This window comes from Paraburkholderia sp. BL27I4N3 (assembly GCF_003386115.1).
Classification (GTDB): Bacteria; Pseudomonadota; Gammaproteobacteria; order Burkholderiales; family Burkholderiaceae; genus Paraburkholderia.
The window spans coordinates 1,507,365-1,532,388 of record NZ_QREJ01000001.1; the positions used below are offsets into that span (position 1 = coordinate 1,507,365).

A 25,024-nucleotide genomic window follows, 5' to 3' on the forward strand; every position below is an offset into this window, starting at 1 on the left:
CGAAGCGAACAACGGCATTCAGCGTCGGCCGCCGCTGGATGCAGACAAACAGACAAACACAGAACGGATCCGGCATCGTGATCGACAACGCGATTCGAAAGATGACCGATCGCCTGACCGAGTTTCTCCGACTGGAATCGGCAGGCGGCTTGCTGCTTGCCGCCGCCGCGATACTCGCGCTGATCTGCAGCAACTCACCGCTTCGACAGGCTTACGACGATCTTCTGAAGATCCCTGTGGAGATGCGCTTCGGATCATTCGTCATCGCGAAGCCGCTCCTGCTCTGGATCAACGACGGATTGATGGCCATCTTCTTCCTCCTGGTCGGCCTTGAGGTCAAGCGCGAGGTGCTCGAAGGCGAACTATCGACGCCCGCCCAGATCGTGCTCCCCGTTGCGGCCGGAGCCGGCGGAATGGTGGTGCCGGCACTCATCTATTTCCTGATCTGTCGCGGAAACGCAGCGGCCCTGAACGGCTGGGCCATCCCTACCGCCACGGACATCGCGTTTGCACTCGGCATCGTCTCCCTTCTGGGTCGCCGCGTGCCCGTGTCGCTGAAAATATTTTTGACCGCCGTGGCAATTGCGGATGACCTGGGCGCAATCGTCATCATTGCACTGTTCTATACGGCCGATCTTTCTGTCCAGATGCTGATTTTCGCGGTTGTGGCAATCGCGGCGCTAATTATCCTGAACCTGCTGAAAGTCACCCGTATCGCGCCATACGTTGTTGTCGGCGTGATCTTGTGGGTATTCGTTCTGAAATCCGGCGTCCACGCAACCCTGGCAGGAGTTGCCATCGCGTTCGCTATACCGTTGAAGGCGAAGGACGGCCAAGGTCACGCTCCCCTGCACCTGCTTGAACACGGCCTCCACTCCTGGGTAGCGTTTGCGGTTTTGCCGATCTTCGCGTTCGCCAACGCCGGCGTCTCGTTCGCTGGCGTCACGCTTGCCGCGCTTGCAGAGCCGCTGCCGCTCGGCATCGCTGCAGGGCTTTTCGTCGGGAAGCTCGTCGGTGTCTTCGGTGCGAGCGCCGCGCTGGTCAGGTTCGGCCTGGCCAGACTTCCGGAGGGCGCAAACTGGCCCCAGCTTGCCGGCGTCGCCGCACTGTGCGGGGTCGGCTTCACCATGAGCCTGTTCATTGGCTCCCTCGCTTTCGAAGGCCCCGAGTATTTCACGCCACTCCGGTTAGGCGTGATCGCAGGCTCAGTGCTATCGGGCGTTACCGGCTATCTGCTTCTCAGGTTCGCGTCGGGTCATTCCAGTACAGCCCCACCTCACGGGGCTGGCTGATCGACCTCCCGACTGGAGACGAACATGCTCAGACTCGACACGCCGGAAACGCTGATGGCCGCGGCCCTGGTTCTTCTGCTTGGGCGGCTGATCCTTGCCAGGGTGCGCGTGTTGCGCGTCTACACCATCCCCGAACCGGTGGTCGGCGGCTTGCTCGTCGCGCTGCTCGTGTTTGCGTTACGTAGCGCCTTGCGAATCGAAGTGCATTTCGACACGACCCTTCAGGCGCCCCTCATGCTCACTTTCTTCGCCACCATCGGTCTTAACGCCGATCTGGGGAGCCTTAAAGCGGGTGGGCGGGCGCTGATTGTCTTTCTGGGGGTGGTGGTCGGCCTGCTCGTGATGCAGGATGCGCTCGGAATCGGCCTCGCCTGGGCGTTGGGACAGGAACGCCTTCTCGGCCTGCTCGGAGCGTCGGTTACCCTGTCGGGCGGTCATGGCACCGGCGCGGCATGGGCCAAGGTGTTCGCGGAGCGCCACGGGCTCGCATCGGCAACGGAGATTGCGCTTGCCTGCGCAACGTTCGGCCTGATCCTCGGGGGTTTGATTGGCGGCCCGGTCGCACGCTTTCTCATTACTCGGCATAGCCTCGCCCCCGCCCCCGAGGCCAGCGCCGTGGACACAACCGGGTTTGAACAACCCAAGGCAGTGCGGCCGATCACGGTGGAGGCCGTCATCGAAACCGTGGCGCTGATTGCGGTCTGTCTCTCGGTCGGCGCGGTGCTCTCGTCCTGGTTGACCGGCACCGCGTTCGAGCTACCCACGTTTGTGTGTGTTTTGTTCGTCGGCGTCATTCTGCGCAATGGTCTGGCGCTGCCCGGCTGGTATCAGCCCTTCGAACTTGCCGTGTCGCTGCTGGGCAACGTCAGCCTTGCGCTGTTTCTCGCCATCGCGCTGATGAGTCTGCGTTTGTGGGATCTCGCTTCGCTTGCGCTACCGCTTCTCGCGATCCTGGTCGTGCAGGCGCTCGCGATGGCAGCCTATGCGATCTTCATTACCTTCCGCGTGATGGGCCGCAACTATGACGCCGCGGTGCTGGCCGCCGGGCACTGTGGGTTCGGCCTCGGCGCCACGCCGACTGCGATCGCCAACATGCAAGCCATTACGGAGCGCTTCGGACCGTCCCATCTGGCCTTTCTGGTGGTGCCGATGGTGGGCGCATTCTTTATCGACATCGCCAACGCAATCGTCATCAAGCTGTTTCTGCTGCTGCCCATTTACGGGTAACGGCACCCGTTCGGCCGTCACGCGGAGCGCGGCGCGGTCCTTCAGCGCACGCACGATACATAATTCCTGTGCGCGTCGTGATCTATGCTCACCTGACCGCCGGCAAGATTCACCACCTTGTGAACCCGGTTACCGGCGAAGGTGTGTGACCAATACGTGCTACCGCCTCCCCAGCCATAGAGGCCACCGGGATAACGCAAATCGTCTTTTGGCGCGACGATCGCGTATCTGTTTCCGGTCGCTGTACCGTTACCCGAGTTTGCGAAGGCAAAGACCGCCTTCAGTTCTTCGACCGTCGGTAGCCGCATCCGGCGCTTCGCACAGTGATACAGCGCGTCGTGGTAGTCGTACCGCACCACCCGGGCACCATTGAAACGGTCCGGGGCGCTCTGCTTCGCGCGCGCGATTTTCTTCTCCCACGGGTAAGGAGTCGTTGCAGGGCGGCTAAAGCAGGTCCTGTCGCGCGAGAAGACGGTGGTCCCACCGCCAGCCATGGCGTACGTTCCTGCAGGCATGCAGATTTCTTCAGTGACCGCCGGCACCTGCGCCGATGCTTCAACTGGCGGTAAGCTCAAACTCAGAACGGGTATTGCGGCCAACATTGCGCGAAGCAGCACAGACTTCAGATTCCATTTTCCGCAGGTGAAGGCCATGGCAGTCCGATAGGTGTGTGTGTTTAGAATCGATCCGTAAGCGAGACTGCGATATCGCGTGAAAAACATTCCGGGCCGCTGCGGCAGCCTTGGCTTAGGGGCGCAATAAAAGGCGAAAGCGGCGGCCCAGCTTACGGCGATCGGCCGGCACGCGAATCTCCCGATCCTCCTGATCGCTTCTCGCCACACGGTTTTACGACGCACTTTGTACTGTATAGCTTAGGCGACCTTCCACAAGGCAGAACAGCAATCCATCGGCCCAAAAAACCGGAATCGAAGTCATCGACCGGGCCACGCGCCGGTGACCTTTGTCGCTCAGGGGATGCGCGCCGCTGGACGCGTCGCACGACGGGGGGCAGTTCGGCGAAGAATTTCCCTGAAATCCCGTTCCGGCGCTCCTCCTGACACCCATGCCAGCATGGCTTCCTGTCCGGTGCGCCTAGGGTTCGTTCCAGCGGCAACTGATTCACGAATGGCAGGTTGACGCCGACCGGCGCCAGCAGCGTGCTGACACCAGCCCACCTTCGGCATCACAGCGGCAGCGTCTGCGTGATTGCCTTCAGGCAGACCGTCATCAGCGGACCCGGCACGATACCCAGCACCACCACGGCCACGCCGTTCAGCGCAAGCAGCGCACGGTTGCAGACACCGGCCGAGATCGGCGACGTGTCTTGCGGGTCGTCGAAGTACATCAGCTTCACGATACGCAGGTAGTAGAACGCGCCGAACAGCGACGTCACCACGGCCAGCACTGCGAGCCACGTCAGGCCCGCGTTCACCGTCGCTTCGAGCACGGCAAGCTTGGCGTAAAAGCCGACGGTCGGAGGAATACCGGCGAGTGAGAACATCATCACCATCATCACGAACGCGGACACCGGGCTGCGCTGGTTGAGGCCCTTGAAGTCGTCGAGCAACTCGGCTTCGAAATCGCGGCGCGCGAGCAGCATCACCACGCCAAACGAACCGAGCGTCGTGACCAGATAGATGATGCTGTAGAAGGTCGCCGAACCGTAGGCACTTGCCGCCGAACCCGTCTTGCCGTCCACGACGCCAGCCAGCAGGCCGAGCAGCACGAAGCCCATATTCGAGACGGTCGAATAGGCAAGCATCCGCTTCACATTGCGTTGCACGATACCCGTGATGTTGCCGACAACCAGCGAAAGTGCCGCGAGTATCACCAGCATTTCCTGCCAGCCAACGGCGAGCGGCAGCAGCCCCATCACGAGGAAGCGCAGACCCCACGCGAACGCCGCGGCCTTCGGACCGCCGCCGACGAACAGCGTCATCGCGGTCGGCGCGCCCTGATAGACATCCGGCACCCACATATGGAACGGCGCCACGCCCATCTTGAATGCAACGCCTGCAACGATGAAGACCACGCCAAACAGCAGCACGACGTCGTTGATGTGGCCGGAAGCGACGGCTTTCAGCACCTCGTCCAATTCAAGCGAGCCCGTGGCGCCATAAAGCATCGAGATGCCGTAAAGGAGGAAACCCGTAGCCAGTGCGCCAAGCACGTAGTACTTCATCGCCGCTTCGCTCGATTGCGCGACGTCGCGACGCAGTGCCACCATTGCGTACAATGACAGCGACATCAGTTCAAGACCGAGGTACAACATCAGGAAATGGTTGCCCGAGATCATGACCAACTGGCCGAGCAGCGAGAACATGCCCAGCAGGAACACGTGGTCGCGAAACAGGTCGCGATCTTCCAGATATCTACGCGAATAGACAAGCGAGATAGCGAAGCCGAGCGAAACCGCTGCCTTCATCACGCTGCCGAACGGATCAATCACGATCATCCGCGAGAAGAAATAGTAGTGATGCGGATCTGACGACTGGATCGCGAACCAGACGCCCGCCGCGGTCGACGACAGGAGGGCGATGAGGTAAGTAAGACGCCGGTTCGTTGCTTCAGAGCAGAAATCCCCGACCCGGGAGGCGATTACGAAGCCGAGCACTACAAGCGCGTCAGGCAGCAGCATATGTGCGTTTTGCATGATCTTTATGGCTCTTGGGAAGTTAGAGTCGGTTACGCCACATGCGAACTGGTCAAGGAGAAGATGGGACCTGTCCGTGCAGAATTTCTCCGTCATGCACCCCGGATGTGGCCTGAAGGCTTTTTAATCCGTCCATGCCGTGGCGCCCCGCAGGTTAGTGCCGCAGGTAGCGAAAGCACTTGATGAAAGTATCACGCAAGCGGCAGTAAAGAGGAATTCTCATCACTGCCACGACTGAGCCGACATCAACCCGGGTCACCGATATCCGTTCATCTGGCGGATCCGGCTGGGCGCGCATTAGCTGACTTCGACTTGCTGTCCCGCATCAAGCTTCTTCGACGCCCGTACAGTGAGAGATCCAACCTGCCATGTAGGCCGGATCGCCCGCCAGGCCGTGCGACGGACATTTACAGTAATCTCATGGGACCGGCTGGAGAAACGTTTGCAGGCTGAAGGAACTCGCCGGGAGGTCTGTTCATGGAGTTTGCACGGGCATCTCCGATGCCACTCCAGGTTAGTCCGAAGTTAATTTGCCCCGTCAATTCAAGTTAGCGGGGGTATCGAATCTGCCGATCACTTCTTTGCACATGTCGCGCACGGCCAGGTCCGTGCCGTCGGGCGTATGGTCTGCAGAACGATAGGCCACCACCTGCCCATCCCTGATAAACACGCCCGTCAACCTGCTTTCTTTGAGACTGCCAAAACCGTCCTTGGCGTTCACGGCCAGGCACACGACATAACCGAAGTACGGATGGAAACTGAACCCGCCCCACGACTTTTGCGGCACGCTGAGGTACTGTACGTTTCCGGTTGTTGTGTTCTCGAACCGTGCCTCGCGATATCTCTCGATGATCGTTCTGTAGTCGGCCGGGTAGGGGCCATAGTCGGCGTTACGCATGACCTCTGCGCTGGGAGACAGGCGGCCTGCGCACGCCGACAGCATGCCGCTAAAAGCGACAAACAATACTGTCATCAATCTCCCGTGCATCCTGTTGCCCTGTTAGTACGCTCGAATCCCCAACATTCCGCATTGGGATACCTGATTCCGGGGAATAAGCACAGCTTCGCGCGACGGCACCAATCTCAACCTGTGCTGCCCGGCGTGCGCAAAGTTTGTAAGGTGTCAAGTCGAGCCGGCAGACGAACGAAAACCGGACGCACGAGGGACTCGAATCCTACCGGGTCAAAATAAGCCGGGACAAGGAGGAAGTAAACGTCTTTTTCACATGCACATCGCCCGCTCGTATAACCCCCCGCAGCTACGTGGCGGAAGCCAGTGGGCGCGCGTGGAACGGCGCTGCTGCATTCCAAATCGGCGGCCTCTCACCATAGTCAAGCGTCTCTTGATAGTTCGTGGTGCCATTCCCATCGACGACGCATTTTTGTCCGGGCGACCGTCTTGACGACTCCCGAACACGGGCTGTTTGAACGTGGCATCAAGACATCCATCCTCCTTCCATCGGCTGGTGAGGCGAAAGATACGCGTGAAGTGAATTTCCCGACGACCCGCCGATCGGCTTTCAGTCCCGTCTAAATCCGGTTGCATTGACGCCCGAGATGGAAATTACCAGTCGCGGCGAAGTAATTCAACCGATCTGAGCGGCGCCATTCGCATACCTGCTGTACGCGCTGAACGAACTGCCGCATCGTGCGCCGGACGCCGACATCAGCGATCTGCTGCCGTTGAACTCGCGCCATGACAGCCACCGACTGACGTCGTGCGCGTGTAACAGCCATCTAGCCGGCGCGTACTCCCGCTGCCACTCACGTCCACCGGTCATCACCGGTCGACCAGGACCGCCGCGGCGCACCTGCGGTCAATCGCTGATTGCAAATCGTTCTCCGTTCGGTGTGCCGAACCACGCGGTTATGACCGTGTTGTCATGGACGGCGCGGCCGTCCTGCCACTCTCGACGTCGTTCGTCGGCCCTTCATCCGCAGACCACGCAGTAAGGTGTCCCGAGCATGGATCGCCCGGAGCATGGCGGACGATCCAGACATTGAGGTGGCCACACGCAAAACACTGACTACAATAAGTGTGCAAGCGAAGCCCGCAAAGGCGATTGTTCAGATGCAGGGTTTAGACTCGGCTAGTCTGGACATAAGGATCACGATTCAATTTTTTCATTGGAGGCGCGCCTATGACCCACCCTGACGAAAGAATTGTCGGCACGATCCTTTTTATGCTGAGCGGATTTTCGTTCGCAGGTGGCCTTGTCGTCGACTCGCACGAAGAGATGACGGTTGAGAACATCGCGCCTCTGCAACTGGAACTTGCTCCGCCCATTCCGGGACCGCAACGCTATTTGCAGCGCTATGAAATGGAATATCAGTCGAGTCAGGGTGGACCGTTTTACCCGCAAAGCGAGAACTTCTACAGCGCGCAGGTGACGCATGACTTCCGGTTCGGCGCCGGAAGAACCACGACAGCGCCCGAGGTAGCGCCGCCGGCATCGGATTCTTTCCACATTGGTTCGTCGACGGCGCGGCACTTATCAATCGTCGATTTGCCGAACGCGACATTAGCGATCGGTTCACAACCGCAGCGAAGGCTGTCGTTGACTGTTGACGACTGGGACTTCTCTGCAACGGCGCGTGTAGCGGTTCTCCACTCGCACAGTACGGGCGCGACCCTTTCCGTCCGCCACGGCTTTTAATCTGAAGTATGCGGCTGACCGCAGCTAAATTGGGTATCCGGAGTGGCGAATCACTCGCAAACGGCTCGTACTGCCGCCGTATGGACGGTACGTGTTCTCGCACCCATCACCGTCCCGTTCGTATCCTTAGCCCCTTAACCAGCGCTCGTGGACGAAGGGTCGGGACATGCACGCGAGCCGGTTGAAGCGCATTAAGGGGCGGTGTGGTCCTTGCCTATTGGATTTCGGGCAAGCTGCATTGAGACGGGCCTTGGCAGAACCGAGTTCATCGCAAGCTAGTTCGCCGAACATAGACCGTGCTCAAGCGAAACATACAATCAAGGATCGCTTCACGTTTTCACGGCTCATACGACTCCTCCGGCTCGATGTCGTGCAATTCGTCGGTCGGTTCGTCCGTCACGCCTACTGCGGTTTCGTGAGATCGTACAGGCGCCTTGATGACGGGGCCCGGCATCTTTCCCGCGCCTTCGTCGATCCGCTGCGCGACATACGGGAAAAACGGATTAGATGCGATGCGGAACATCGAATCGAGCGTCACGATCAATGTGCCACGCTCGCCGCGAGGCGCGAGCGTACCAAAGTTCGCGTTGAAATTTTCGTCCGTCCCGGGTGACGTTCCGTAAAGCGAATCAGTCACCGGGAATGGAATGGCGACGTGTGACAACGAAAAAATATCCTGCGGATAGTCGATTCCCAATGACCGCATGTGCTCTTTCACTTCACCTGGCTCGATGGTACGTTCAACGGTTTGGCACGAGTCCGGGCTTGCGTTAGCAATGACGGTGGTCCGGTAGTTCTGCGGCCCGGTACGTAGAAGCCGATCGAGCGCGCCGTATGACGATGCGCGCAGAAACGTGCGGAATTTCTCGCTGCGGTTGACATCGAACAGCACAATCTCGCTGCCGTTCTCGGGGAGTTGATCGTAGAGCGCCGACATCACGGCAGGCACGCTCACGGTGAAATCGATGACTGACTGGAACGTCAGCACGGGCGGCAAATCGGCCAGCCGGTTCTCGCGCTGCAGCCTTAGGATCTGCACCTTTATGGCATGCGTCAGCAGGTACGACTGACGTGCGCCGTTGACGGGAAACGAGTTGTATTTAAAGGGATTGAACTCCGGGATGATCCCGAGCCAGGCCGCCTTCGCGAACGCCGGGAAAAATGCAGGAAGCCCGGCGAGCCCTGCGAAGCGGGCGTAGCGGGTCACACCAATCATCGGCGAGATAAGCACGAGGCGGGTGGGGCGTGTGAGAGATTTATCCTCGATGGCGTCCATAGAATATTGCAGTGCGAGTGCTGCTCCATTCGAAAATCCCACCAGTTCCAGCGGCACATCAGGACCGACGCGCCGGCGTGCCTCACGTACGGCGAGTCGCGTCGCAGCGGCCCAATCGCGCCATTCGACCTCGGTCAGTGCTGCGGGAACAGTTCCGTGTCCCGGCAGGCGGATCCCGATAGCCACGAAACCACGATCCCGGTAGTGCCGTGCGATGTGACGCAGACTATATGGCGAATCGGTGAGGCCGTGCAGCAGTACAACTGCACCCACCGGTTTACCGTCCGGTTCGAGCACGTATGACCGGTTCCAGTTCTGGGCGAAGTGCTCCGGGTACACGGGCGAGCCCTCGTAGTAGCGGTTTGTAGGGACCCGCGAAGCCGCGTCCAGTTTCTCGACAACGTTTGTGTGAACGTCGTCGAAGACCCTCGACTCCGCCGCCATGTACCCGTTCCAGTTGCTGGCGTCCATTTCCCTGACCGTCATTTCGCGCGGCACGTAGGTATGCCAGACCGCGAGGCCCGGTCCTCGCAGCGAATACCACGCGCGTGAACCAAGCGCTGATATGAGCAGCAGGACAACGGCGAGTACGCTTATCTTTGCCCACTTGAGTGAAGTGCGTCGCATTCATGCCCTCTCATTGAGGTCGCACCGATGACTCACATCGCAATTTTGCCTGTAACGAGACTAGCCATCATGCAGAAAGCGGGCTGTGGGTCAACTTTGAACCAGGTGATTCAACAGGGTCAAGACTGCCTGTTTCCGGCGCACGGGACCGGACATCGTGCAACGGCCGAAATTGCGGATGATGTGACGACACCTTTTGTGCTGGAATTGCGAATCGGACCCGGCTGCGAGGTTGTCAGGCGCCGCTACGACTTCGTCCCGCGTCGACCCATTGCACGAAGACGTGAGCGTGGAAATATCCCGGCATCACGTTCGCGATGTCGCTCCCCGCGGGGAGCGTTGCCGTAGAGCGGAAAGCATCACTAAAACGATCCCACCGCCGATCCGATTGCGATCACCACGATAAGCGCGAGCAGCGCGCCGACGATGCCCACCATTACGATATCGCGATAGCTCTCGCGATGCGTCGAGCCGCACACTGCCAGCAGGGTGACGACCGCACCATTGTGCGGCAGGCTGTCGAGCGTACCGGAGGAAATCACTGCGACGCGATGCAGCAACGCCGGATCGATGTGATGCTGCGCAGCCAGTTCCAGGTACGTCCTACCGAGTGCATCGAGCGCGATCGTCATGCCGCCTGACGCCGACCCGGTGAGGGCGGCCAGCAGGTTGGTCGCCACCGCGAGCGACACCAACGGACCGCCGCCGATGCCGAGCACCCATTCGCGGACCAGCGCGAATGCGGGGAGCGCCGCAATGACCGCACCGTATCCGACGAGGCTGCCAACACTGAGCACCGGTAGCACCGCCGCGTTCGCGCCGGCATCGACGCTTTCGCGCAGCGCTGGGAGCCGCGCCCGATTGAGCAGTACGAGAGCAACAATTGCCACGCCCAGTGCGACGCAAACGCCCCACACACCACCAACAGCCGCCAGCGATGTCGCCCCCCAACGCGCTTCGGCCAGATACGACGCATCCAGCCGCGGCAGTACGACGACATTCATGAGGAAGTTCACGCCGACGACAAGCGCCAACGGGGCAATGGCGATTCCGATCGACGGCAGGATTGGGGATACGTGGCCGTGACCAATTTCCACAGGGTCAAAGCTCTGCGAGACGGTTGCTCGTTCGCGCACCAGTTCCTGGTCATGCGAAGCCCCCAATTCCGCGATGGCGGGTTCAGCTTTGTCGGTCGTAAAGCCTTCACCCAGCGCGCGCGCCCGGGCTTCCTGTCTACCCAGCCACCACAGTCCAAACCCCGCCATTACCAGGCTCGCGATCACGCCGAGCCCAGGTGCGGCAAACGGTGTCGTGCCAAAGAACGGCATAGGAATCGCGTTCTGGATTGCCGGCGTGCCCGGCAACGCCGACATCGTGAAGGTCGACGTGCCGAGCGCGATGGTCGCAGGCATCAGCCGGCGCGGAATATTCCCTTCCAGAAAGAGTGCCTGCGCCATGGGTGCCAGCACAAAAAAGGCGACAAAGAGACTCACGCCACCGTAGGTAACGAGCGCACCGCCGATCACCACCGCCAGGATTGCGCGGCGCGCGCCGAGCCGCCTGTTCATGAAGCCCGCGATGGCCTGCACGGATCCGCTATCTTCCATCAGCTTGCCGAATAGTGCACCAAGCAGGAAGAGCGGAAAGAACTGCGCGAGAAATCGCGCCCCGCTGTTCATGAAAGTCTGGGTCCAATGTGCAAGGACCGGCTCTCCGGAGATGCCGGCCGCCAGCATCGCGGCGAACGGCGCTAGCAGCAGCACACTCCAGCCGCGATAGGCGAAGAAGATCAGCAGGCCAAGGCTGACCAGCATGCCGGCCAGTCCGAGGCCCAGGGCGAGAGGAGTGAGTGCGACAGCGTTCATGGTCAGGCTCCAGCAAGAGCTCGTTCAGATCAAATCGTCGAGGACATTCAGGCGCGGCGGACGGGCTCGATGCCGCTCGGTCCAGCCGGCCTCCGCGTTCAGAATGAGGTCCCCCTGACAGGCCGCAGCTAACGTTCGCCGCGCTACGTCACGAACAGTTCATCCGGTTGCCTGGTGTCCCCGGGCGCAAGACGAGCGCACTTGACTCCATGTGCAAGGGCCCCATCGAACACGCCGCAACACGAAAGACGAACTGCAGATCCGGCGGTTTCATGTCTGTTCAAGAACCGAATCGAGAAGGGCGTCAAGATCGAAAGTCGATCGACTGCCGAGGTCACCGGCATGCTCCTTCAGGAAGACGTCCGTGCAATTGCGCCCCTCTTCTCGCAACATGCTGAGAAACTCCCACTCTGCGTTGAGCTTGGACGACACACCGAGTTCGATCATTCGCGGGCTCGCGATGCGGTGGATGCGCGTGGAAGCCCACTGTTCTGCCCAGTCGGCATGCCCCGGGCCCTCGTCTACAAAAAGACGCTGGAACATCGCGATGCCGCGCAGCTCCTTCTTGAGGCTCGAATTGAATGAAATCTCGTTTAACCGGTTAAGTATTTCGGACGCCGTTCTGGGTACGCCAGGCCGCTCAATCGGATTGATCTGGACAAGCAGAATGTCGCGCGCCTTGCTTTCCCGGATAACCGGCGTTAGCAACGGGTTACCGGAAAAGCCGCCATCCCAGTAGGGATCGCCATCTATCTCGATTGCCTGATGTACCAGCGGCAGGCATGCTGAAGCGAGCACCGCTTCGACAGTGATGTTCGCATTGCGGAAAACGCGCGGGAGGCCCGTGCGGACATTGGTCGCGGTGACGAACAGCTTGATCGGCGATCCTTTCAACCGATCGAAGTCGATGCTTTCCTCCAGGAGAGTCCGTAGCGGATCGTAGTTCGCCGGGTTGGTCTGATACGGAGAGAACAGCCGGCTGAAAAGATCGAAGAAAACGTAGGCTGGGCTGTTATCGAGTGACCAGTTGCCCCTCAGCACGTCGACTGGCGTCCGCTGGATTGGGCTGTACCGCGCCGAATCGCTCACCCGCCGCCAGAACTGCTCAAGAGCCGCCTTCGCGCCTTCTGCGCCGTCCCGCGTATATCCATCGACGAGAGCGAGAGCGTTCATCGCTCCGGCAGACGTACCGGTGATGCTTTCAATTTTTAGCCACGGTATCTCCAGCACCCGATCAAGCACTCCCCATGTAAAGGCACCATGAGCACCGCCGCCCTGCAAGGCAAGATCGATCGGAAGGGGATTGCGGCTTGTCGCAGATGCTTCAGGGCCGTCGTGCTGTTGCATCACCATTGTCTTCACCTTATTCGTCTTGATCCGAACGTTGCGGGATATCAGCAGCCAGCTGCCTGTCAGGTCCAGGCGGGACGCGCGCCATAGCTATTGGACACGCGACACCATGTCAAAGATATTTAAGGATGCGCGGCACCCAAAACACTGATCGCCCGAGGCCAGGGCAAAGCGTTGCAACCGTCGGCGCGCCACGTCCAGCACTAGCTGAAGATATGCTCTTCACTCGCTTCAGGCATCGACCTCAAAACAACTACTTCGCATTGCATGTATGCGAGTCGCCGCAGAGCGTCCCGGCACTTACTGCGCAGGAGATACCTCGGTAGTTGTGCCAGCCACCTGCCAACCTCCTCCCATGGCACGAAATAAAGCGACCTGGGATCGAACCAGTTCAACCTCCTCCCTTACCAGGGCCGTCTGGCTCTCGAGCAGAGCGACGCGGGCCTGATCGATATCGACGCGCCCGAGATCCCCGACTTTGTATTGCTGCGTGGTTTTCCTCAATACTTCCTGACGCCGGGAAACTTCCTCGTTGCGCGCTGCCAGCAACTGCTGGCGCTGTTTTAGACGGGCCAGCGCCTGCTCCACGTCATACAACGCCTCTGAGGCGGCTTTTTCATAGGCGAGGAGCGCCTGCTGCGCCTGTGCGTCGGAAGCCTGTACCTGCGATTCGCGGGCTCCGAAATCGATCAGTGGCAACGATAGCGCCGCGCCGAACAGCCAGAATGTACTCGCGCCGAGATTTTGACCTGCCAACATCCAGCCATTGCGCGCAAGCAGCCCACTCAACGAGACGGTGGGCCAGTAGTTCAGGCGGGCGACATCCGATTGCTTCACACTGGCCAGCAGACGCTCCCGGGCCGCGATCAGATCGGGACGACGCATCAACAGATCGACCGGCTGGCCGGGCGTGATGTCAGGCAGCAACTTCGGAAGCGCTGAGTTCGACTCGAGTTCGTCTTTCAAGCTACCCGGTGCGACAACGCACAGATTCTCGATTGCGAGCCGCGCTCCTGAAATCGCCGCTTCGACATCCTGCTGCCGCGCTTGAACTTGCGCCAGACCGGCGCGAGCGACATCGGTATCCGTGCTCAGCGTCACACCGGCCGTAAAGCTCCGCTCGGCGATGACAACAAAATCAGCTGCAATCTGATGGCTCTGCACGAGCAGCGCACGCTGCTGCTGCAGTCCCCGGTAGGTCATGTACAGGTCCGCAACGGTTGCAATGATGCTGAGCCTCACGGCTTGTGCGTCGCCGGCTGCTGCGGAGGTCAACGCATGCGCGGCGGCCAGACGTGCGCGGCCACGGCCGAACACGTCGATTTCCCATTGGGTTTGCAGACCTGCGCGCCAGTAGCTTGCATTGAGGTCGTTGACGCCCAACAGTTCCTGAAACTCAAGCGCCACCGGCCCCCCGTGGTATGCGCCCCCTTCAACACCGGCCCCGACCGATGGCAACAGCTGGGATCGAGCGGCAACCACCCCCGCACGGGCCTGATCGATCCGGGTAGCCGCGATCGCGATGTCGTAACTGCGTTCGAGCGCCCGACCGATCAGATCCGAAAGCACAGGGTCATCGTATTGTGTCCACCACTGCGCCAGTTGTGCATCACTGATGGACACGGCACCTTCAGACGGAGCGCGCGTCGCTTCATAGAAACGTTCGGGGAGTTGCGTTGGCTCGTTGAGTTTCAATGACCCCGTACAGGCACATAGGACTCCCGCGAGCAGAAATGCCAGCAACTGGCGACAGCCGGCAATGAGCGAGTGACGATCAGCCATTCCCATCTCGACCTCCGGGCTGCAAACCCGCGTCCCATTCGGAGTCCTTGATCGAGAAGAGCAGTACATATAGCGCAGGAACTGCGATCATCGTGAGCACCGTCGCGAAAGCGAGGCCGGCCATCAGGGTAATCGCCATGTCCTTGAAAAAGGGATCCCATAGCAGCGGAATCATGCCAAGTATCGTTGTCCCGGATGCGAGCGCAACAGGCCGCAGCCGACTCATCGCACCGAATGTCACCGCCTGCATACGTGGGGCACCGTCAGCGATTCGGGCTTCTATGTCCTCCACCAGTACGACCCCGTTCTTGATCAGCATACCGACGAGACTCAACAGGCCCAGCAACGCCATGAAGCCAAACGCTCCCCGGAATAAGAGCAACCCAAGCGTGACGCCGCAAATCGACATGGGGACAACCAGTAGCACAACAAGCGCCGGTTTGAGACGGCCGAACATCATTAGCACCAGTAAGACCATACCGATGAATCCGATGGGCAACTGGCGAAAAAGACTCGCCTGTGCCTTGCTTGAAGATTCCTGCTCGCCGCCCCACTCGAATCGATAGCCAGGTGGCAGGGGTATCGCTTCCACCGCGTGGCTGATACGCCCGAACGCCTGAGCGCTACTGGTGCCGTAGGTCGCTTCGGCAGATACGGTCAACGCGCGAATGCGATCTTCCCGCGAAATCATGCCCTCTTCCGTTTGCGGCACAATCCCGTCGAGCACGTCAGCGATCGGGATATAGCGCTGCAAACCGGCGCTGTAGACCTGCACGTCGAGCAAACGCTCCATCCCTCGTTCGGCTGGCGGGGCCTCAAGGACAATCGGCAATAGCTGGTCTCGCTCGCGATAGATTCCGGTTGTAATACCGTCAGTCGAATAGGCCAGGACATCGCTGACCTGGCGACGTGTGACCCCCATGGAACGAGCGCGCGCATCGTCGAAAATTGGACGCAAGACATGAACGGGTTCTTCCCAGTTATCGCGAATAGCGACGATCCCTCCGTCAGCCTGCATGATCTTTTGCGTCTGGCGGCTCAGGCTGCGCAGTACGGTCGGATCGGGACCGAGAAAGCGCGCCTGAATCTTGGCTCCGTTATTGGGTCCAAAGTTTGGACGGGTTACCGACCAGCGCACGTCAGGAAACCGTCTTTCGAGCTGGTTGAGGACGGTGGGAATCAGGCTGTCGATGTCTTTCACATCGTCCACAGTTATGAGGAATTGCGCATAGGTTTCGTCGCGCGTTTCTGGACCGTAAATCAGTGAAAACCGGGTGGCGCCGCCACCGATATACGTGCCCACGTTCGTCACGCCCTTCAACCCCAGAAGGTACTGCTCCACGCCCCGGCTTTTCGCCTGGACAGCGCGGATATCCGAGCCGCGCGGCAATCGCATGTCCGCATAGAATACCGGGGTGGTCGAAGCGGGAAAGAAACTTCGTCCAACAAAGCGGAAGCCCCAGACGCTAAAGGCCGTTATCACGGCAAGAAGCACCACGACAGGCACACGGAAATGCCCAACCCGTATCAGCAACCGCTTGAATGCCAGATAAATGCGCGACTTGAACGGATCCGGCTGCTCCCCGTGGACAGGCTTGAAGAGATAGCTGCCAAACAACGGAGTCAGACCGATCGCCACGACCCAGCTAAACAATAACGAGATCGCTGCGACAGCAAACAGCGACGAACAGAACTCGCCGACGGCATCGGGAGACAAACCGATTCCTGAGAATGCAAGAATCCCGACGACCGTCGAACCCAGCAAAATCCAGGTGCCTTGCCCAAGCACTTCGCCGGCGGCGTCGATATGCGACATTCCATTCTGAACCCGTACCAGCATGCCCTCGCATACAACGATCGTGTTGTCGGTGAGCATTCCCATTACGATGATCAGTGCCCCCAGCGAAATTCTCTGCAGTTCAATTCCCGCCGCATACATGACTGCCAGCGTGCCGAGAATGGACAACATGAGTTCCGCACCGAGAATCAATCCGGCTCGCCAGCCAAGCGCAATCCCAAGCGAAATGCCAACGATCGCGACCGATAGGAATACATCGAAAATAAAGCCCTTGACGCTGGCATCGACGATATCCGGCTGATCGTAGAGTGCATGCAACCTGATACCGGGCGGGGCGGTCTGCTCCAGTTCGCCCAGCTTTGCCTTGATCTGCTCGCCGACTTTCACCACGTCCACTTTGGCGCGGGCGCTAATTCCGACGGTCAGCGCCGGCTTGCCGTCATAGTGAATCAGTTGGGTGGGAATCCCTGCATAGCCGTGCGATACCTGCGCCAGATCGCCAAGCAAAAGCGGCCCTGACGTCGCGCCAATGGGCAACGATCTGATCGCCTGCAACGAGTCAAGCGCCCCTGTCGGTGCGGCACGCATCATCAGATCGCCCACCCGCTCGCGTCCTGCGGGACGGACTTCATTTTGCACAAGCAGTGCTTGCGACAGACTATCGGTCGAGAGGTTGTTCGCAATCAGCTGGGACTGGTCGACCGCCACCGTGATCTGTTCCTGCAGGTTTCCGGAGATCACGACGTCCGAAACATCCGGCAAGGTGAGTAGCTGCTTGCGCAGCTCGCGCGCATATTCGTAGAGTTGGGCGGGCGTGTAGCCGTCGCCAGTGAGCGCGTAGAACAGTCCATAGACGTCGCCGAATCTGTCGAGCACCAGGGTGGGTCCGGCACCCGGCGGCAAGCGGGGTTGTACGTCGCTGACCTGACGCCGCAGTTCATCCCAAACCTGAGGCAACTCCGCAGACGGATACCGGTCCCTGATCTGGACCTGTATCTCCGAATAGCCGGGCATCGATCGTGAACGGAGAAAATCCACCTGCTCCATCTGCTGTATCGAGCTCTCGAGCCTGTCGGTCACCTCGTTTTCGACTTCCGCAGCACTCGCACCGGGATACTGCGTGACAACAAGCGCTGTCTTGATGGTAAATTTCGGATCCTCAAGGCGACCAATGTTGAAATAGGCGAATACTCCGCCCAGTAGGGATAGCAGCGTGATCACCCACGCGATCAACGGCTTTTCGATGAGCCGGCGTGCGAGCTTCATGGGCTCGCGTCCGTTGACCGAACTGCCTGGCCCTCTGTAACGAGCTGCGATCCGCCTCCAACGACCTGATCCCCCGGTTGCAGTGCTCCCTCAACCACGGCTGAGTCGTCGCGGATCTCCTGCAGGGTAATCGGCACGGCATGTACGTGTCCGCTCTTGCTGTCGTAGCGCCACAATCTATCGTGGCCGTCTGGCGTCAGCGACAGCGCGGAGACCGGAACGGAAAATCTAGTGTTCGCCGCCTGCGGCTGTGCGACCTCCATGCGCACCCGCACGGCCATGCCGGGCAGTAGCGATAGGTTTATGGGCTGTTTAACGCTGAACAAAAACCGGTAGGAATTGGATGATGCCGTCGCCTGCATCGCCCGCTCGCGATAGACAAGATCGAATACGTCACGCGGCCGCTCGGGCAACCACGCCTGAGCGTGCAGTGTGTTCTCGTTGGACAGACGCTCCGCGATACCCTGCGGTAGTTCAATGCCGATTGCGATGCGCTCGACATTTTCCAGATCGAAGACGGGCATCCCAGCCTGAACTGTCTGTTGTGTTTCGACATTACGTCGTGAAAGGCGACCGTCGAACGGCGCAATGAGACGTGTATTGCGCATGTCCCTGAGGGCAAGATCGCGCTGCGCACCGGCCATGTCTGCTGCGGCTTTCAACTGGTCGAACGCAGCGCCCGACAATATCCCCTGGTCATGAAGGACTGCCTTACGCTTGAGGTCGTCAGACAGTTGCGTATATTGGGCTTCCGCGCGACGCAGTTGCAGCTCAAACGGCTCAGGATCGATTCGGGCGATCAGTTGCCCCTTGCGAACGATGCTACCGTCAAGGACAGCGATCTGTACGATACGCCCTGTCACCTCGAACGCCAGCGGCGAAATACTTGTCTGTTCAACGCGACCCGAAAATTCCCGCAACGCTTGTGAATCCGTCGGCATTACTGAAACGAGTTGCACCAACTGAGGAGCCGTCGTCGCTGCCTTTTCCGGTTGTTTCTCGCATGCAGTCAATAGCCCACATACCACAATGGCAGCGATTTTAAAGCGGAACGCCGGGCGGAGAGAAGTGAACGGTGCTGTTTGTTGGCGCATTGGGGGGCCTCGTTGAGCAATCTCTTGATCCCTCTCCAAGAGACGCCTCATTTCGCGCATGGTCGACGCCACAGCGATTCCCGGCTCTGGGATCCCGGCTTACCGCGAGCAGCCACAAGCAGGTCTAAACGTTGACCTTTGGGTAAGGCAATTCGCCGGTCATCCAGACTTACAATTTGCAATGCAGGTTCGGTGGAACAGCAGTTCATTCTCGGGCTGACGCCACTAAGGCCTGACGGCTGCGATGACATGGGCCAATATCTGGCCCTGATGACGGGTCTGGTACCCATCGCACGCCCCGAACTCGTCGTCTCCGCCCCGCCTGATTAGACGCCTCCACCGATTTCAAGTCGACGTTTCGTCAAAGCCGTTTCGAGCTGCCCCCGAGGACTTTGCATTTGTCATCTGTTGCCTGAATTGATGCAGCGTCACTCATAAATTATCTGGCACATACGGGAACTGATTGTGCGGTTCGCCGCTTTCGTCTCCCGAACGGCGGTCAAAACGCTGGCCGTACGGTGTGGTCCAAATAAAGTATTGCCGATGAGACTCCTTCACACAATCGGACTTTGGTCCAATGGCGCATGACTGGGATGGCGTGCTTTCATAGTTCTGGCCGTCATCCGCGGCGATATGCATCTTTGGCCTATGTCGGTTTTGATTCAACTGACAATCCTGCTTTCGAGATGCGTTCCTTCATGCGCTCGGTGCCACGGGCGGTGCGCTCGCTCGGGCAACGAGGATCCGCCGAATCAAGCCAGCTAGCAAGATTGTGCGTCGGCGTCTTTGGGACCAGCAGGTAAGCACCTATTGTCGGACGCGCTGCATTTGGCGCGCACTCTATTAATCTCCGCAGCAGGCGTTTTCGCAGGACCGAGGCCGTGCCAGTTGTCCGCTGCGACCAGGGCAAACGCGGACAAGACGGAACTATCGCAATCGCTCATCTGCCATGGACGCATAATATTAGGCAGGTCCCCCTTTTTAGGAACGACTGCCCACAGACCAGGAGCTTGCCATGAGCCCATTGCAGGGACTGTTCTCCGCGATATCCGCAGTGATTCTCTTCCTGTACGGTCTTCAGGGCTTCAGCCGCGAGCTCCAGGCGGTCGGAGGCACCGCGTTGCAGACATGGCTGGCGCGCGTGACGGCAAGTCGATGGCGCGGTTTTCTCGTCGGCGCTCTGGCCACCGCCGTCGTGCAGTCGAGCAGCGCAACTACAGCGCTCGCTGTCACCCTGGTCGATGCGGCAGTCATCCCCTTTCGGGCCAGTCTGGGCGTTTTACTCGGGGCGAATGTGGGGACGACGGCGACCGCCTGGCTGGTTTCCTTCAAACTCACCGGTATTGGACCGGTGTTCATTGTATTGGGCGCTGTGCTGTCGATATTGCCCGTCAGGGCAAAGGTCATCGGGAAGGCTGTCTGCTACTTTGGATTGGTCTTTTTCGCGCTCGATCTCATCTCGACGGAGCTGAAACCTCTGCAGAACAGCGCGCAGTTAAAGGATTGGTTGGCCCTCGCCGAGGCTCCGCTGATGGGCGTGCTTGCGGGTGCTGTCTTCACCGCGCTTGTTCAATCTAGCAGCGTCACCACGGGGCTGGCCATTCTGCTCGTCCAGCAAGGCGTGCTTCCGCCAGAGGCGGCAATACCAATCGTGATTGGTTCAAATGTAGGCTCTACGTCGACAGCCCTGATCGCGGGCCTCGGAATGCGCCCTGTTGCCCGGGCGACCGCGATTGCCAACTTCCTGTTTAACGCCGCCGGCGTGCTGGTGTACCTCCCGTTCCTGAGATCTTTTTCGCGAGCAGCCGCGGACTTGACCGCTAACCCGGGAATGGCGGTGGCGTGGGCACACCTCATATTTAATCTTACTGTCGCTTTGATTTTCCTTCTCACGCTGAACTGGATTGAACCCCCGCTGCGCAGCTGGCTCGGCGCCGATGTGAAATCCGGTGGCCTTGGATCCGTGCCGTGATTGGGTCTCCGTGTCCACTTCTCACACTGAGATTCAGGCGAGGCGATGCGATGCGATCCGTCACATCGACCGATGCAGAGACAGACGGGTTGCGCGTGCGCTTTATAGCATCGAACACGCCGGTCGTAGCGAGAATGCGCCCCACGACCATGCCGCCAAACAGCAGGCCGATCGGCCGCCCGAAATGCGGGATGCCTCACCAACGGCCTGCCCTTGCAGAATGCCGAGCAGGTCGATCACGCTGTCTTCGAGGGAGGGAGAGGGCTGCGATGCCCAAGCGAAACGGAGGCCACCTTGTCCGCACTGCCGAGTCAGCAGCCCCGACCGGATCGCGGAAATCGACGTCGATGCCCCCCAGACGCGTGCTGCCTCCTGGGCCAAAAATTCCGCGAGGCCTTCCCTCAGGTCACAGCGCGGGTCGCGCGCACCTTCGCTTTGGCCATTCCCGCCATCCGCTGCATGCGCGTTCGCTACCCGCCGATGATCAGCAAACGGCCCATCAGGTCGCCCCCGATGTTGCGAGCGACGTGCGCCATGGCTATCCCCGTGTGTCTGCGTTGATTGGCGCACCAACCTGGACGATTATGTGTGCGACCCGGGCACCCGGTCATGGGCTTTCCCGAGCGCGGGATGCTGCAGCGAACGGGCAAGTTCGCCGATGGAGGCAGCCTTGACTACGCAAGACGGAACCAACTTGCCTTCGGGGTCGGGATATCGCTTCCCGCTTTCGCGGCGTGCCTTGAGCGCTAAGGGGCCGCGAAACTGTCCTGCTGGCACAACCGTCCGCATCTGTGGACAGCGGCCCGACGCGGTCCGTGCATCCGTTCGCTAGATCTGCGTCGATTCCGGAGCGTAGCCTAGACTTATATTGTTGTGGGAAGCCCCAGGGGTTTGCAATGCAAACGGAGTCGTTGGAACTGCCTGAAGGCATAGAGCAGGGCGAATCGGAACCGCCGTCGGCCGTCACCCACCATCTTTCGCGGGCGGAACGCTATACCATCGGGAAGACCCTGCGAAAGAAAATTCCGCGTGAGCTGCATGCGACGTGGAACGCACCGTCCGGGCGGCCGGACCCGGTGCGGCTGGTGCAGGAATCCGACAAGGGGCGTATGCCGGCCCTGGTTCCCTTGCGCCATGGGCGCATGGTCCTGTCTCCCTTCACCTTTTACCGCGGGGCCGCCCTCAACATGGCGGAGGACCTGGCGTCCATGCCGAGTACCGGCGCGCTTGTCCAGTGCTGCGGCGACGCGCACCTGGTTAACTTCCGTGGTTTTGCCACACCGGAGCGCAATGTCATCTTCGCGATCAACGATCTCGACGAGACTCTCCCCGCCCCCTGGGAGTGGGATGTGAAGCGCCTCGCCGCGAGCTTCGTGCTCGCCTGCCGGGAGAATAGTCTCAGCGAATCCACGGCAAGGGACACGGTCCTTACCTGTGTCAGGTCCTATCGCGAACATATGGCCGAATTCAGCGGAATGACATCGCTGGACCGCTGGTACTTTGCCCTCGATGCTGGGAGGCTGCTCTCCACAATAGCGGATCCGGCCATCCGTCGCGGCGCCATCAGGGGGCTCGAAAAGGAACGGGAGACGAGCCTGGCGGAAGACATCTTTCCCAAGCTCGTGGAGGGTTCGGGCCACGCGGCGGTCTTCAAGGAACAGCCGCCAACCCTCTTTCGCCTGAGAGGGCAACGTGCAGGGAAAATCCATCCCGGGATGTTGAGTGACTTTGTCCGTTACCGCGAAAGTCTGACGCCAGCCTGCCGCGTGATGCTTGATCACTACAGGCTGCTGGATGCCGCGCTCAAGGTGGTCGGCGTAGGGAGCGTCGGCAACCGCTGCTGGGTGCTTCTGCTGATGGATGGCGCGGGCGATCCGCTCTTTCTTCAGGTCAAGGAGGCGCGAGCGTCAGTTCTGGAGGCCTATGCGGGCAAAAGTATCTACCCATACGACGGCCAGCGCGTCGTAAATGGCCACCGGCTCATGCAGCCATCGAGTGACATCTTTCTGGGGTGGACGGGGGGAAGGGGCGGGCGCAATTACTATGTGCGCCAGCTCCGGGACGTCAAGATCAAATTTGCAGTCCAGACGTTTGGTAAGGCCGAGATGACCATTTTCGCTGACTGGTGCGGATGGTCGCTTGCGCTTTCTCACGCGCGCTCTGGGGATCCCTCCGTGATCAGCGGATATCTGGGCAAGAGCGACGCGTTCGACAAGGCGCTTGCAGCCTTTTCGGTCACGTACGCCGATCAGACTGAAGCGGACCACGCAGTGCTAAAGCGCGCGGTCGACAACGGCAAGGTCAGGGCCGTCTTCGACGAGCCGAGATGAATCGCGGGTAAGCACCCACCGGGCCACACCTGCCTCAACGGTATTGCCGATGGTGGCACGGGGAAAGGGACCAATTCGCTTGTTCCGGTGCCCCCAGCGCTACAACATTTAAGAATGGCCTCGACAGGGCACTTGTAGCTGCGAATGGACCCGCAACCGGCATGTCCACGATGGGATCATTTCTCATGAGCATGGACGGGACCGACCATCGATCTGCTCCAGCGAAGTCCGTTCTGGTTTAGGGAACTTGGTCGTCTCCGTCGGTTTTCACGACAGCTGAAATTTTCTATCCAAGGTGATTGCGATGGGTCGATGCTTTGCGAGTGGAGATCAACCAATGTCTCGCGTATGTGCCAACCCGTTGGCTGTGCCGCTGTCGAGTACCTTTGGTCGCAGGCAAGCCGAAGGAACTGCCCGGTTTTCCGGGGCAGGCTTGCGCGCGAGTCATCCCGCGACGGCAATCTATGTGCTGGCGATGAAAGCGAGGATCACACAGGCAGCCTTGGTCGGGGCCTGCCTTGCAGGCGTGACTGGCTGCGTGACCACGCAAACGTATAACAGCGTTAAGGCGCATGGATGGACGCGCGACAGCATCGAACGGCAGTTTCCGGCCGGGACCGACAGAAAAAAGGTCTTCGCGAAGATGGGCAATCCGTTCAGGGAACTCTCTGCGGACGGTGCAACGTGGTGGATATATTCCGGCGGCGGCTCTGGCGAGGATCAGGTGACATTTATATTCAGGAACGGCAAGCTCGGTAACAAAAAACCTGAGTCAATGCGCCAGCCGAGATAATTGTCGCCGCCCACTATTGGTGAATCGGTGCCGGCAATGGGTTCAGCGACGGCGACAGCGCGGCGCACAGGCTCCGCCGGCGCCTCAAGTAACAAGGCGGGCGGCGGGACGGCACCAACTCACCGGGCCAAGCTCAAGGAAGTAGAAATCGGCGTCGTCAATCACTTTGCTTTGTCACGCGATCACACATGGGGCTTTGTCAACTTGCCGGTAGCGGGACGAAATGGTGGCAGAGGTCATCATTGCTCAGCAAGCATTCGACGGATTCTGGGTGAGGTCGGTGAATTCGTGCCACGCCGCGAATCGAGCCGCGAGGTGTTTTCGATAGAGCGAAGCACGCAGCAGATGCTGCTTGAGCGCGAAATGCTGCCGTATCGGACCGAAACACGAGAGGAATGCCTGCGTGCGTTTGCAGTCGCGAAATCCCCGCATGCGACGCTCGCGTTCGCGGGTAGGTTGGTGGCTGTTCTCCGCTCGATTGTTCACGCGCGCGGCGGCTTTAACGAACACGTATTTGACGTTCGCCAATTCGGGAATGTCGGCCTTTGCGGCCGGGTAGCTGCGCAACTGGTCGGTCACGATCTTGCGCGGCACAGGGCATGAGCGAAGTACGCGGTTGAAGAAACGTTTGGCTGCAGCCTTGTCGCGCCGCTTCTGCAACAGGATCTCGAGTTCGGCACCATGCTCATCGACGGCCCGCCACAGCAGGTATGGCTCACCGCGCAGCGTCACAAACATCTCATCGAGATGCCAGGTGCTGCCCGGTTTGCGGCGCGCAACCATGACGGGATGCGCGAAGCCCACGCCGAACTTGTCGCACCATCGGCGGATCGTCTCGTAGCTCACGACCACGCCGTGTTCGAACAGCAATTCCTCAATATCGCGCAGGCTCAGTCGGAGGCGGAAATACCAACGCACCGCGCAACTGATGACTGCGGCGGGAAAGCGGTGACCGTGATAGAGCGAGTTCGTCTTTTCATCGCGACATCTTACGCGACCGCCTCAGTAACGTGACAATGCCTCAAGGTATTTGCTGACGGAC

General features: G+C 59.9%; 15 protein-coding genes and 1 pseudogene. 6 read left to right on the forward strand and 10 right to left on the reverse strand.

What is annotated here, in order from left to right:
* Window positions 1-101 precede the first annotated feature (101 nt).
* Both nhaA and gltS read left to right on the forward strand, forming a co-directional pair.
* Window positions 102-1,292 carry a Na+/H+ antiporter NhaA gene (gene nhaA, locus B0G71_RS06870; protein ID WP_116148381.1) on the forward strand — a complete coding sequence of 397 codons (1,191 nt, stop codon included), beginning with the start codon at window positions 102-104 and terminating at the stop codon, window positions 1,290-1,292.
* Between the two features lie 24 nt (window positions 1,293-1,316).
* Complete coding sequence (gene gltS, locus B0G71_RS06875) at window positions 1,317-2,519, forward strand: sodium/glutamate symporter (RefSeq protein WP_116140633.1); 1,203 nt, start codon at window positions 1,317-1,319, stop codon at window positions 2,517-2,519.
* A gap of 41 nt (window positions 2,520-2,560) precedes the next feature.
* Here the strand turns inward: gltS and B0G71_RS06880 are convergent, their stop codons facing one another.
* The 3 genes from B0G71_RS06880 to B0G71_RS06890 all read right to left on the reverse strand — a co-directional run bounded on the left by B0G71_RS06880 (window position 2,561) and on the right by B0G71_RS06890 (window position 6,145).
* Entirely contained in the window at window positions 2,561-3,172 is a 612-nt protein-coding gene (locus tag B0G71_RS06880) for a hypothetical protein (RefSeq protein ID WP_147308658.1), read from the reverse strand.
* Window positions 3,173-3,702: 530 nt separating this feature from the next.
* Window positions 3,703-5,172, reverse strand: coding sequence for an NADH-quinone oxidoreductase subunit NuoN (gene nuoN, locus B0G71_RS06885; RefSeq protein ID WP_116140637.1), 1,470 nt, complete (start codon window positions 5,170-5,172; stop codon window positions 3,703-3,705).
* 538 nt (window positions 5,173-5,710) lie between these two features.
* On the reverse strand, window positions 5,711-6,145 hold the full coding sequence (locus B0G71_RS06890) for a hypothetical protein (RefSeq protein WP_147308659.1): 435 nt from the start codon (window positions 6,143-6,145) through the stop codon (window positions 5,711-5,713).
* A gap of 1,168 nt (window positions 6,146-7,313) precedes the next feature.
* Between B0G71_RS06890 and B0G71_RS06900 the strand changes: the two genes are divergently transcribed.
* The gene (locus B0G71_RS06900) at window positions 7,314-7,829 is read left to right on the forward strand and encodes a hypothetical protein (protein ID WP_116140641.1); all 516 of its coding nucleotides are present in this window, start codon (window positions 7,314-7,316) and stop codon (window positions 7,827-7,829) included.
* 337 nt (window positions 7,830-8,166) lie between these two features.
* On the opposite strand, the gene B0G71_RS06905 is transcribed toward B0G71_RS06900, so the two are convergent.
* The 6 genes from B0G71_RS06905 to B0G71_RS06930 form a co-directional block, all read right to left on the reverse strand.
* The gene (locus tag B0G71_RS06905) at window positions 8,167-9,732 is read right to left on the reverse strand and encodes a carboxylesterase (RefSeq protein WP_116140643.1); all 1,566 of its coding nucleotides are present in this window, start codon (window positions 9,730-9,732) and stop codon (window positions 8,167-8,169) included.
* 362 nt (window positions 9,733-10,094) lie between these two features.
* The gene (locus B0G71_RS06910) at window positions 10,095-11,597 is read right to left on the reverse strand and encodes a GntP family permease (protein ID WP_116140645.1); all 1,503 of its coding nucleotides are present in this window, start codon (window positions 11,595-11,597) and stop codon (window positions 10,095-10,097) included.
* 270 nt (window positions 11,598-11,867) lie between these two features.
* The gene (locus B0G71_RS06915) at window positions 11,868-12,950 is read right to left on the reverse strand and encodes a patatin-like phospholipase family protein (RefSeq protein WP_258875509.1); all 1,083 of its coding nucleotides are present in this window, start codon (window positions 12,948-12,950) and stop codon (window positions 11,868-11,870) included.
* 297 nt (window positions 12,951-13,247) lie between these two features.
* A complete protein-coding gene (locus B0G71_RS06920) occupies window positions 13,248-14,729 on the reverse strand; it encodes an efflux transporter outer membrane subunit (RefSeq protein ID WP_116140647.1) in 1,482 nt (493 codons plus the stop codon).
* Window positions 14,722-17,793: an efflux RND transporter permease subunit gene (locus tag B0G71_RS06925; RefSeq protein WP_116140649.1), complete on the reverse strand. Its 3,072-nt coding sequence runs from the start codon at window positions 17,791-17,793 to the stop codon at window positions 14,722-14,724. Before B0G71_RS06925 ends, B0G71_RS06920 begins: the two co-directional genes overlap by 8 nt.
* Window positions 17,790-18,887, reverse strand: coding sequence for an efflux RND transporter periplasmic adaptor subunit (locus tag B0G71_RS06930; RefSeq protein WP_116148384.1), 1,098 nt, complete (start codon window positions 18,885-18,887; stop codon window positions 17,790-17,792). The genes B0G71_RS06925 and B0G71_RS06930 overlap by 4 nt, the downstream gene beginning before the upstream one ends.
* Window positions 18,888-19,902: 1,015 nt before the next feature.
* Here B0G71_RS06930 and B0G71_RS06935 point away from each other — a divergent pair.
* The 3 genes from B0G71_RS06935 (at window position 19,903) to B0G71_RS06950 (ending at window position 23,982) form a co-directional block, all read left to right on the forward strand.
* Window positions 19,903-20,859 (forward strand): Na/Pi cotransporter family protein, encoded by a 957-nt coding sequence (locus B0G71_RS06935; protein WP_116140651.1) that lies wholly within the window; start codon window positions 19,903-19,905, stop codon window positions 20,857-20,859.
* Between the two features lie 911 nt (window positions 20,860-21,770).
* Window positions 21,771-23,189, forward strand: a complete 1,419-nt coding sequence (locus tag B0G71_RS06945; protein WP_220377318.1) for a DUF2252 domain-containing protein — start codon at window positions 21,771-21,773, stop codon at window positions 23,187-23,189.
* 337 nt (window positions 23,190-23,526) lie between these two features.
* Complete coding sequence (locus B0G71_RS06950) at window positions 23,527-23,982, forward strand: hypothetical protein (RefSeq protein WP_116140656.1); 456 nt, start codon at window positions 23,527-23,529, stop codon at window positions 23,980-23,982.
* A gap of 246 nt (window positions 23,983-24,228) precedes the next feature.
* Here the strand turns inward: B0G71_RS06950 and B0G71_RS06955 are convergent.
* A pseudogene (locus tag B0G71_RS06955) lies at window positions 24,229-24,957 on the reverse strand (IS6 family transposase); the annotation flags it as partial.
* Between the last annotated feature and the right edge of the window lie 67 nt (window positions 24,958-25,024).

Bases quoted from the DNA above. Each gene is read 5' to 3' on its own strand.
- nhaA (WP_116148381.1), top strand. From the start codon at position 102: ATGACCGATCGCCTGACCGAGTTTCTCCGACTGGAATCGGCAGGCGGC.
- gltS (WP_116140633.1), top strand. From the start codon at position 1,317: ATGCTCAGACTCGACACGCCGGAAACGCTGATGGCCGCGGCCCTGGTT.
- B0G71_RS06880 (WP_147308658.1), bottom strand. From the start codon at position 3,172: ATGGCCTTCACCTGCGGAAAATGGAATCTGAAGTCTGTGCTGCTTCGC.
- nuoN (WP_116140637.1), bottom strand. From the start codon at position 5,172: ATGCAAAACGCACATATGCTGCTGCCTGACGCGCTTGTAGTGCTCGGC.
- B0G71_RS06890 (WP_147308659.1), bottom strand. From the start codon at position 6,145: ATGACAGTATTGTTTGTCGCTTTTAGCGGCATGCTGTCGGCGTGCGCA.
- B0G71_RS06900 (WP_116140641.1), top strand. From the start codon at position 7,314: ATGACCCACCCTGACGAAAGAATTGTCGGCACGATCCTTTTTATGCTG.
- B0G71_RS06905 (WP_116140643.1), bottom strand. From the start codon at position 9,732: ATGCGACGCACTTCACTCAAGTGGGCAAAGATAAGCGTACTCGCCGTT.
- B0G71_RS06910 (WP_116140645.1), bottom strand. From the start codon at position 11,597: ATGAACGCTGTCGCACTCACTCCTCTCGCCCTGGGCCTCGGACTGGCC.
- B0G71_RS06915 (WP_258875509.1), bottom strand. From the start codon at position 12,950: ATGGTGATGCAACAGCACGACGGCCCTGAAGCATCTGCGACAAGCCGC.
- B0G71_RS06920 (WP_116140647.1), bottom strand. From the start codon at position 14,729: ATGGCTGATCGTCACTCGCTCATTGCCGGCTGTCGCCAGTTGCTGGCA.
- B0G71_RS06925 (WP_116140649.1), bottom strand. From the start codon at position 17,793: ATGAAGCTCGCACGCCGGCTCATCGAAAAGCCGTTGATCGCGTGGGTG.
- B0G71_RS06930 (WP_116148384.1), bottom strand. From the start codon at position 18,887: ATGCGCCAACAAACAGCACCGTTCACTTCTCTCCGCCCGGCGTTCCGC.
- B0G71_RS06935 (WP_116140651.1), top strand. From the start codon at position 19,903: ATGAGCCCATTGCAGGGACTGTTCTCCGCGATATCCGCAGTGATTCTC.
- B0G71_RS06950 (WP_116140656.1), top strand. From the start codon at position 23,527: ATGTCTCGCGTATGTGCCAACCCGTTGGCTGTGCCGCTGTCGAGTACC.